The organism is Frankia sp. AgB32 (genome assembly GCF_023243045.1).
In the GTDB taxonomy this organism is placed as follows: Bacteria; Actinomycetota; Actinomycetes; order Frankiales; family Frankiaceae; genus Frankia.
The window spans coordinates 1-9082 of sequence record NZ_JALKFX010000051.1 but is presented as its reverse complement, the minus strand read 5'-3'; the positions used below and the strand labels follow the sequence as shown (position 1 = coordinate 9082).

Annotated in this window: 10 protein-coding genes; 8 read left to right on the top strand and 2 right to left on the bottom strand. The window is 69.8% G+C overall.

The window, feature by feature from the left end; translation table 11 throughout:
- From MXD60_RS16635 to MXD60_RS16620, 4 genes are all read left to right on the top strand, one after another.
- Positions 1-408 (top strand): WD40 repeat domain-containing protein (locus MXD60_RS16635; RefSeq protein WP_368861240.1); only part of this gene is annotated, 408 nt, incomplete at its 5' end.
- Between the two features lie 61 nt (positions 409-469).
- A complete protein-coding gene (locus MXD60_RS16630; protein ID WP_248820170.1) occupies positions 470-1054 on the top strand; it encodes an NADPH-dependent FMN reductase in 585 nt (194 codons plus the stop codon).
- A 272-nt stretch (positions 1055-1326) separates the two neighbouring features.
- Positions 1327-2301, top strand: coding sequence for an EndoU domain-containing protein (locus MXD60_RS28860; RefSeq protein ID WP_283098490.1), 975 nt, complete (start codon positions 1327-1329; stop codon positions 2299-2301).
- 1 nt (position 2302) lies between these two features.
- Positions 2303-2635: a hypothetical protein gene (locus tag MXD60_RS16620; RefSeq protein ID WP_248820168.1), complete on the top strand. Its 333-nt coding sequence runs from the start codon at positions 2303-2305 to the stop codon at positions 2633-2635.
- A gap of 92 nt (positions 2636-2727) precedes the next feature.
- Here the strand turns inward: MXD60_RS16620 and MXD60_RS28855 are convergent, their stop codons facing one another.
- Positions 2728-3105 carry a ClpX C4-type zinc finger protein gene (locus MXD60_RS28855; RefSeq protein ID WP_283098489.1) on the bottom strand — a complete coding sequence of 126 codons (378 nt, stop codon included), beginning with the start codon at positions 3103-3105 and terminating at the stop codon, positions 2728-2730.
- A gap of 195 nt (positions 3106-3300) precedes the next feature.
- Between MXD60_RS28855 and MXD60_RS16610 the strand changes: the two genes are divergently transcribed.
- From MXD60_RS16610 to MXD60_RS16600, 3 genes are all read left to right on the top strand, one after another.
- Entirely contained in the window at positions 3301-3708 is a 408-nt protein-coding gene (locus MXD60_RS16610; protein WP_248820166.1) for a YciI family protein, read from the top strand.
- 8 nt (positions 3709-3716) lie between these two features.
- Positions 3717-4907 (top strand): RNA polymerase sigma factor, encoded by a 1191-nt coding sequence (locus MXD60_RS16605; RefSeq protein ID WP_248820164.1) that lies wholly within the window; start codon positions 3717-3719, stop codon positions 4905-4907.
- A gap of 123 nt (positions 4908-5030) precedes the next feature.
- Complete coding sequence (locus tag MXD60_RS16600; protein ID WP_248820163.1) at positions 5031-5978, top strand: cytochrome c oxidase assembly protein; 948 nt, start codon at positions 5031-5033, stop codon at positions 5976-5978.
- 123 nt (positions 5979-6101) lie between these two features.
- Here the strand turns inward: MXD60_RS16600 and MXD60_RS16595 are convergent, their stop codons facing one another.
- A complete protein-coding gene (locus MXD60_RS16595) occupies positions 6102-6719 on the bottom strand; it encodes an AAA family ATPase (protein WP_248820161.1) in 618 nt (205 codons plus the stop codon).
- A gap of 243 nt (positions 6720-6962) precedes the next feature.
- Here MXD60_RS16595 and MXD60_RS16590 point away from each other — a divergent pair, with 243 nt between their 5' ends.
- A complete protein-coding gene (locus tag MXD60_RS16590; protein WP_248820160.1) occupies positions 6963-8648 on the top strand; it encodes a CocE/NonD family hydrolase in 1686 nt (561 codons plus the stop codon).
- Positions 8649-9082 lie beyond the last annotated feature (434 nt).

The following is a 9082-nucleotide window of genomic DNA, read 5'->3' as shown; positions in this document are numbered from 1 at the left end:
GCGTGGAGCCCCGACAACACCCACATCCTCACCACCAGCGGCGACGGCACCGCGCGGATCTGGAACGCCACCACCGGCGACCACCACCTCACCCTCACCGGCCACACCAGCACGGTGACCGGCGGCGCGTGGAGCCCCGACAACACCCACATCCTCACCACCAGCGGCGACCGCACCGCGCGGATCTGGAACGCCACCACCGGACATCCGGTGGGCTGGCAACTCGTACACCTTCCAGATAGCGAGCTGGTAACCCTCACAGCCGACGGCAGTGTCGTTCTCGGTGCGTCGGGCGGGGCGTGGCGATGGCTCGGCTGGCTGGTGCCGCAGGACGGGAAGCTGGTGCGGCTGCCCATTGAAACCTGGGGCGCGCTCCCGCCGCTGTCCGCACCACATCCGGGGGCATGACCGCCCGTCGTCCCGCCGACCATCGACGGCCGGTCCCGCGCCGCCGGCGCAGGATGGGACCATGCGGCTGCTACTGATCTCCGGAAGCACGCGCGAGGCGTCGACGAACACGGCGGCGCTGCGCACGCTCGCCGCGCTGGCACCGCCGGAGGTCGACGCGGTCGTGTACGGCGCCCTGGCAGACCTGCCCGCGTTCGTCCCCGGCGGCGACGACGCGCCGCCGCCCGCCGTCGGCGCGCTGCGCGCGGCCCTCGCCGAGGCAGGCGCGGTGGTGTTCTGCACCCCCGAGTACGCCGGCGCCCTGCCCGGTAGTTTCAAGAACCTGCTCGACTGGACGGTCGGCACCGGCGACCTCTACGGCAAGCCCACCGCCTGGATCAACGTCGCCGCCCCCGGCCGCGGCACCGGCGCCCTCGCCGAACTCGCCACCGTGCTCCGCTACGTGACCGTCGAGACCATCGACGCGGCCTGCGTGTCAGCCCCCGTCACCCGGGACGCGCTCGGCCCCGACGGCCTCGTCCACGACGCCACCGTCCGCGCCGCCCTCACGACCGCCCTACACGCCGTCCTCAACCACCTCGCCGCCCGAGACCTCACGAGTCCGGCCAGCGCGCAACCCCCACCGCCGACCACCGCAGGCTCCTGACCACCTGTGCAACGCACCGCAACGGTCGCCGTCTCCGCAGCCCACCGCGTTTTTGTCGGGTAGTCACAGCCCTGTCGCTCTACGTGCGATATCGTCCTTCCCGCGTCGCCCGTCACCGCGCCGGCCGAGGAGAGTCCGATCCGTCCCGCACGCCGCCGCCGACCGCCGACGGCCTCGCACCGCGCCACCCGCGCGGCGCCCGCCGCCCTCCGCCCGGCCGCGTATCCGACTGCCCACGCACCTGTCCGACCACCCGGGCAGGCATGATCTCCATGGCCGAACTCGACCGCCCCCGGCCAACGGACCCGTCCGACTCCCCCGCCCCGCCCACCGATGCCCCCAGCCCAGGCACCCGCGACGGCGTCAGTCCCCGCAGCGAGCCGGAACGCAGGGCCGCGCTCCTCGACGCCCGCGCCGCCGCTCTCTCGGCCGGCCGCAACACCTCCGACGATCGGCCGGACATCGCACCGTCTCCGGCCCACCCCCACCCCACCGACCGGCGTGACCCGGCGCCCCGTCCCGAGCCCGTCGGCGACCAGCCCGCCGCGGCGCGCCCACCCACCTCAGCCGAACGCAAGGCCGCCCTCCTCGACCACCGCGCCGCCGCCCTCGACCGCACCCCCGCCACCGACCGACCGCCGACGCCCACCACCTCCAGCCCCACCACCGCCCTCGACCGCAAACTCGACCGCCTCGAAGCCGCCGCCCTCACCCGCCGGTCCGCATCAGACGCCCCGGAGCCGCCGCGCCGCCCACCCGCTGAACGCCCGGACTCCCCCCGCAGCGATGCCGACGGCCCCCGCGCGCCCGAGATCCGCGAGAAAGTCTACGAACACATCCTCCACGGCGAATGGAACAAGCGCGGCAAACCCGTCGGCTTCCACAGCGCCCCCGACGGCCAGCCACCGGCCGACCGTCGCATCACGGCGACGGGAAACCGGGACGCCAACGGCACGTACTCGGCGGATGTGGAGTTCCGCCATCCGACCACCGGCCAGTGGACCAGGAAGGACGTCCCGAAACACACCATGTTTCCGGACTCGTGGTCCGAGGGTGATATACGGACCGCCGTCCAGACCGCCTATGAAAAGGCATATGATCGGGATATCGCTCCGGCTCTTCGCGATGGGCTCAAGCCTGGTCGGATCTACGAGTCGCACAATGGACTACTCATGCAGCTCTACGTCGGCCAGGACGGAAGACTGAAGACGGCCTTCCCAGCGAACATCGAGGAGACTGATAACTAAAATGACCAGATGGATCTTCATCTCCGACGGATACCCGCATCTCGACATCTCGACACCCGGCATCGACGCCAACACCAAGGATGCCGTCACGGACTTCCTCACCACCGATATCGGGCGAGGGATTCGCAATATCGCGTCGTACCGGGAGCGCTGGAAGAAGGCGTGCGACGGCGAACTTAACTCCGTACTCGGGAATGGCACGGAGCAGGAGCTCGAGGGAGATCGGGTCCGACTCGAGTCCTTGTACGAGCAATGGGAAACCGTATATTTTACCGTTCCAGAGTTCGAGGAGCTGCTCGATGACTACGCAGCATTCGTAAAAGACGCCGACTGACCCAACCATCGGCCAGCACTTTGCGAGCGAAAGTCGACTGACCGATGCCGGGTGCCGAGACCCGACTTTCGAGCAGGGGACGAGAGTGACAATTAGTCCTCGCCGGAGAAGCGCTCCCAGGCGGCCTGCTTGGACACGCCGAGCACGGCGCCGATCCGGGTCCAGCTGATGCCCCGGCCACGCAGCGCCTGCACGTAGTCGTGGACGGCGGCGTCGGCCTGGGCCACCACCGCCTGCACCTTCGCCAGGCCGGTCAGCAGGTCGTCGTCCGGCCGCTCGTCCCAGGAGCCGAAGGCAGGAGCGGGCTCATTGGCAATGATCATGACGCAGAGGTCCACGCACTCGTTGCAGATGTAGACACCCGGGCCGGCCACCAGCTTGGTCACCGCGGCCTTGTCCTTCGTGCAGAACGAGCAGGACAACGATTCCAGCCGGCCTTCGCCGGGCCCCGGGATCCGTATAGTCACCATGACGTCAAGCTAGCCTTGACGGCATGCTAGCGTCAAGGCTGCCCTGACACGGCTGGAACCATCACGACCGCCCGACAGCCTCTGGCAGCTCACCGGAAAAATCTTCGGCGGGGATGTCGAGAACCCGAGGCCGGCTCCGTCCCTGCTATGAACGCGGCCAGGATGGGCCGCAGCACAGCACCGAGGAGACCCCCGATGGCCAAGTACCTGCTGCTCAAGCACTACCGCGGCGCCCCCGACGCGGTGAACAACATCCCTATGGACCAGTGGACGCCGGCGGAGATCTCCGACCACATCAAGTACATGCAGGACTTCGCGGCCCGCCTCGAGGAGACCGGCGAGTTCGTCGACGCCCAGGCGCTCGCCCCCGAAGGCATGTTCGTCCGGTTCGACGGCGAGGGCCGCCCGCCGGTCACCGACGGCCCGTTCGCCGAGACCAAGGACCTCATCGCCGGCTGGATGGCGATCGACGTCGAGAGCCACGAGCGCGCCGTCGAACTCGCCGGGGAACTCTCCGCTGCCCCCGGCGCGGGCGGCAGGCCGATCCACGAGTGGCTCGAACTGCGCCCGTTCATGACCGAGCCGCCGACCATCTCGGAGTGAACTCACCGGTGACCAGCTCCAAGGCGAGCAGCGCCCCGGCGACCGACGCCGGGGTCGACGAGGCCCGCCTGCGCAGCCTCACGCCGAAGGTGCTCGGGATCCTCGTCCGCCGCGGAGCCGATTTCGCGACGGCCGAGGACGCCGTGCAGGACGCGCTGGTCGAAGCCGTCCGCACCTGGCCGGCCGACCCGCCGCGGGACCCGCAGGCCTGGCTGGTCACCGTCTCCTGGCGCCGGTTCCTCGACGCGACCCGGGCGGACACCGCGCGGCGCCGACGAGAAGATCTCGTCGACGAGGAACCGGCCCCCGGGCCCGTTCCGGCCGCCGACGACACGCTCCAGCTCTACTTCCTGTGCGCCCACCCGTCGCTGACGCCGCAGTCCGCGGTCGCGCTCACCCTGCGCGCCGTCGGCGGCCTGACCACCCGCCAGATCGCCCAGGCCTACCTGGTCCCCGAGGCGACGATGGCGCAGCGCATCAGCCGCGCCAAACGCACCGTCGCCGACGTGCGCTTCGACCAGCCCGGCGACGTCGCCACCGTCCTGCGCGTCCTCTACCTCGTCTTCAACGAGGGCTACTCCGGCGACGTCGACCTCGCCGCCGAGGCGATCCGGCTCACCCGCCAGCTCGCCACCACGATCGACCACCCCGAGATCGCCGGCCTGCTCGCCCTCATGCTGCTCCACCATGCCCGCCGCGCTGCCCGCACTGCCCCCGACGGCAGCCTGATCCCCCTCGCCGACCAGGACCGCACCCGCTGGAACACCACGATGATCGCCGAGGGTGTCGAGATCCTCCAGGCGGCCCTCGCCCGCGACCGCCTCGGCGAGTTCCAGGCCCAGGCCGCCATCGCGGCCCTGCACGCCGACGCCCCCACCGCCGAGGACACCGACTGGGTGCAGATCGTCGAGTGGTACGACGAGCTCGCGAACCTGACCGACAGCCCGATCGTCCGGCTCAACCGGGCGGTGGCACTCGGTGAGGCCGACGGACCACGCGCCGGCCTGGCAGCCCTCGCGGCGCTCGACACCTCCCTGCCCCGCCACACCGCCGTGGCGGCCTACCTACACGAACGCGACGGCGACCTGGCAACCGCCGCCCGCCTCTACGCCAAGGCCGCCCACAAGGCTCCCAACCTGGCCGAACGCGACCATCTGACCCGCCAGGCCGCCCGCCTCAACACCCGCCGGGCTCGCTGACGGATCCGGCTCGACGCACTGCCGCCAGGCACCCCGGTGCGGTGGACCGCGCCGCGGCCGACCTCAAGCGGAGAATTGCCGACGAGCAGGCGCGAACCGACAGGCAGGGTGAGGTGGATGGGCATGGCGCACACCGTCGCGGCGGGAAGTCCGGTGGTGGCCTCGGCTGACCCGTCCGGGCCGGCGCACATGTGGACGGCGTTCCATCCGGATCCGGTCGGCATCGCGCTGGTCGTGGCCGGCGCCGCCGGATACGCCTACGGGGTCACGGCCCTGCGGCGGCGCGGCGCGGACTGGCCGGTCCGGCGCACGGTGATGTTCCTCGGGCCGGGGTTGCTGAGTCTGCTGGTGTTCACGATGTGCTGGCCGGGGGCGTACGCCCACACGCTGTTCTCGGCCTACCTCGTGGAAATGGTCGGGCTTTTCATGGTCACGCCGGTGCTCATCGCCTGCGGACGTCCCGGCACGCTGGCTCGGATGGTGGCGCCCGCGCGCTGGGGTGCGGCGACCGACCGCGTCACCGGGAGCCGGCCGGCCCAGGTGCTGACGAGCCCTGTCCTCGGCGCCCTGCTGGTGCCGGTGGTGACGTCCGCCGTCGTGTTCAGCGGGATCCTCGGGGAAAGCCTGCGCCACGATCCGCTCTACCACCTTGTGCAGGTCCTGCTCGTGGCGCTGGGCCTGTTCATCGCCGCGCCGCTGGTGGCGGACCCGGGCCGGATGACCGGCCTGGCCGCGGCCACGGCGCTGTTCCTCGGCTTCCTGGAACTGCTGCTCGACTCGATCCCCGGCGCCCTGCTGACCTTCCGCACCCACCTGCTCGCGGCCGGGTACTACCTCGCCGAACATCGCGCCTGGGGGCCGACTCCGCTGCACGACCAGCACACCGGCGGCGCCATCCTGTGGGGCGTAGGCGAGATCGTCGACCTTCCCTTCATCGCGATCCTGCTGGTGCGCTGGAAGCAGGCCGACGAGCGGGAGGCCAAGGAGGTCGACCGCCTGCTCGACGAGGCGCAGGCCGCCTCCGGCTCACCGATGATGCGCCCCTGGTGGGAGACCGATCCCCCGCGGTAACCCGCCCGCTCCACGTCCGCTGGGAACGCCGAACCTTTCATTTTTGTCGAGTTCGAGGAGTTGTTGGACGACTATGCAGCGTTTCTCCGGGAGCCCGGCTAGTCCGATGCTCCCGGGGTCGGGTCAGCGGCCTCGGTCGAGGAGTTCGTCGAAACGGGCGTGGCGGATCTGCACCGACAGTCGTCGGGCGCGGCGACGGAGAGGGCCGGCGGGGTCTGGGGTGAAGGGCAGGTCCGCGTGGGCGGCGATGTCGGCGGCGACCGCGGCGATTGTCATCCCGTCGGTGTGCAGGTGGCGAGCGAAGCCTGGCGTCCGCAGCGCGCGTAGGGAATCGTCGATCTGCCGGCCGGCGTAGCTACGCGTCGCGGACTCACCTCGCGAGCGGATCCGGCGTGCCAGCACCGCCCGGTCGGCGAGCAGCGTCACGTGGTGGACCACGTGCCCGGCCGCGCCGAGCGGGTCGATCAATGCAGCCAGGAGGACTGGGTCGCGAACGGTCATCGGCACAATTACCGGACTCGCATCCCCGCCCTTGAGAACAGTGCTGAGCATCTCGACTACACCGGCGCGCCACAAAGGCATCTCCCGGAAGTCGCCGCGCAGTTGTCGGGGCAGCATCCGGCGCATCGCGAAGCCCAGGTGCTCCGGGTCGCACACGAAGGCATCGGCCACTCCGCGAGAGAGTTCGTGCGCTACCTGCGTCTTTCCTATCCCGTTGGGCCCGTTAAGCCAGACAAGCATGGCGGTAATACTACACTTCGGCGACGGTCGAACCTGCGGGGCATCAGTGCAGTGATCCGTGCGCATGCGAGCAACGAGTCGAAGGCGGACCAATCTGGTGTCCGCGCACGCCACGCGTCAAGTGTGCGCTTCTGCCGCCGAGGCCACAGCCGGCCCTACGCTTCGGCTCCGTGCTCCGGAATCGCCACGAGCACCGGTGATCTGTGTGCCGGCCTCCACGACATTCGCAAGGAGACAAGCCCAGTGGCCACGACTCTCAACCAAACGACCGTATTTGACTTTGCCCCGAAGGACCGTGAAGCGCTGGACGCCCAGGTCCGGGCGTTGGAGAATCTGGACCGCGCCGACTTCCGGGAGCTTTCGCCCGCCACCGCGGACCGGTTCACCCAGCTTCGGGGTGCCGGCACGTTCGCTTCGGTCAAGATTCCCGGCTCGGACCCGGCCGTGCAACTCGACGCGGGCGTCTTCGTCCCGCTCACCGCCGGGCCACATCCGGTGGTCGTCATGCCGGCGCCGCTCGCGCCGACCGGCTGGCGGTCATATCCGGGAATGCTGCTGAACTTCGCGCTCAAGGGCTATCTCGCGGTCGCCTACAGCGAGCGTGGACTGGCCGAGTCGACCGGGAAGATCGACGTGGCCGGGCCGCGGGACCGGGCGGACGGCTCCGCCGTCATCGACTGGATCCTGGAAAACCACGCCGACCGGGTGAACCCGGACCAGATCGGTTTCGCCGGCTCGTCCTACGGCGCCGGGCAGAGTCTCATCATCGCCGCGCACGACGACCGGGTGAAGGCCGTCTGCGCACAGAGCGCCTGGGCGGATCTCGGCCGGTCGCTGTACGAGAACGAGACCAGGCACATCAAGGCGTTCGAGGCACTCGCCGCGCTGTTCGGCGAGGAGAACCTCTCCGACGAGGTCCGGCGCATCTTCGACGACTTCCGGATCAACAAGAACATCGACCAGCTCCTCGAGTTCGCCGCAGTCCGCTCGCCCATCACCTACATCAACCGCCTGAACGCCCGCCGGGTCCCGATCTTCCTCGGCACCTACTGGCACGAGACGATCTTCTCCGTGCCGGCGGTCGTCGACTTCTTCAACGAGCTCGAAGGGCCGCGCCGGCTGCTGGTGATGATCGGCGACCACGGCGGCGACGAGATCCTCGGCTTCCTCGGCGGCATCAGCCGGCCGACGGCCACCACCTTCCGCTGGCTCGACCACTACCTGCTCGGCAAGTCGAACGGCATCGGCGAGGACGGCAACGTCCACACCGAGTACATGCACAACCTGTTCGACCTGCGGAAGTCCGCCGACTGGCACTCGTACACCCAGCCGAGCCGCCGCTTCTACCTCGACCAGCCGCGCCAGGGCTCCACGGACGGCGTGCTGACCTCCCGCCCCACCTCCGGCTGGTCGATGTCCATCAACGCCGGCACGGACACCCCCGCCGACGTTGCTGAACTGCTCGTCCAGACCGGGATGCTCGAACGGCTCGGCGCCCCGGCCGTGTACGAGACCACGTCGATCTCCCGACGTGACGCAGCCGTCTGGGTCACCGAGCCGCTCGCCGCGCAGAGCCAGCTCACCGGCAACATCCGCCTGCGCATCACGGCCCGCCCGTCGGCGGCGACAGCCACGCTCGTGGCGCACCTCTTCGACATTTCCCCCGGCACCGGCAAGGCGAAAATCATCACCAACGCCCCGTTCACGCTGCTCAACGACCGCGAAGGCGAGACGCGGACCGTGGAGATCCAGCTCCAGCCCGCCGACTACCGCATCCCCGCCAGCCACCAGATCGCCCTCGTCATCGACACGAAGGACGACTTCTTCGCCGACGCGACTGTCCCCGGCACCCAGATCGAGATCTCCTCCCCCGAGGGATCTGCCTCCTACCTGGAACTTCCGCTCGCCGACATGGCCCCAAGCGACTGACAGGCGTTCCGCTGCCCTGACTTCGACACGTTCTTCGGCCCGCCTGGGGACGAGAGGGCGTCGCCGGGTTGGCCCGGCCCGTACCAGCTACTGGCCGGGCCCAACCCACCGCAGCAACATGATCACTGTTTACCGGCGAATGCCCAGGTCCCGCCACCGACAGTCAGGCGGTGTACTCCTCCACGGATCCTCCTCCATGCACTCCCTGGCCAATGTCGCCGCCAGGTCCACATCCGCCGGCTCCGGCGTGCCTCCCGGAAGGTTGAAGGCTCCCTCATCGTCCGGCAGAACGACACGTCCCGGTCGTCAAAAACAAATCCGACGTCGACCCGATGAAAGATCATGGCGTGGAGGTAGGGGAGTGTAAGAACAACGGTGTAACTCCGATCATGGGAGTAGCACCTGATGACGATCACTACTGATGTGGCGGGCGC

Excerpts from the sequence above, each read along its gene's own strand:
- MXD60_RS16630 (WP_248820170.1), top strand. The coding sequence starts at position 470 with ATGCGGCTGCTACTGATCTCCGGAAGCACGCGCGAGGCGTCGACGAAC.
- MXD60_RS28860 (WP_283098490.1), top strand. The coding sequence starts at position 1,327 with ATGGCCGAACTCGACCGCCCCCGGCCAACGGACCCGTCCGACTCCCCC.
- MXD60_RS16620 (WP_248820168.1), top strand. The coding sequence starts at position 2,303 with ATGACCAGATGGATCTTCATCTCCGACGGATACCCGCATCTCGACATC.
- MXD60_RS28855 (WP_283098489.1), bottom strand. The coding sequence starts at position 3,105 with ATGGTGACTATACGGATCCCGGGGCCCGGCGAAGGCCGGCTGGAATCG.
- MXD60_RS16610 (WP_248820166.1), top strand. The coding sequence starts at position 3,301 with ATGGCCAAGTACCTGCTGCTCAAGCACTACCGCGGCGCCCCCGACGCG.
- MXD60_RS16600 (WP_248820163.1), top strand. The coding sequence starts at position 5,031 with ATGGCGCACACCGTCGCGGCGGGAAGTCCGGTGGTGGCCTCGGCTGAC.
- MXD60_RS16595 (WP_248820161.1), bottom strand. The coding sequence starts at position 6,719 with ATGCTTGTCTGGCTTAACGGGCCCAACGGGATAGGAAAGACGCAGGTA.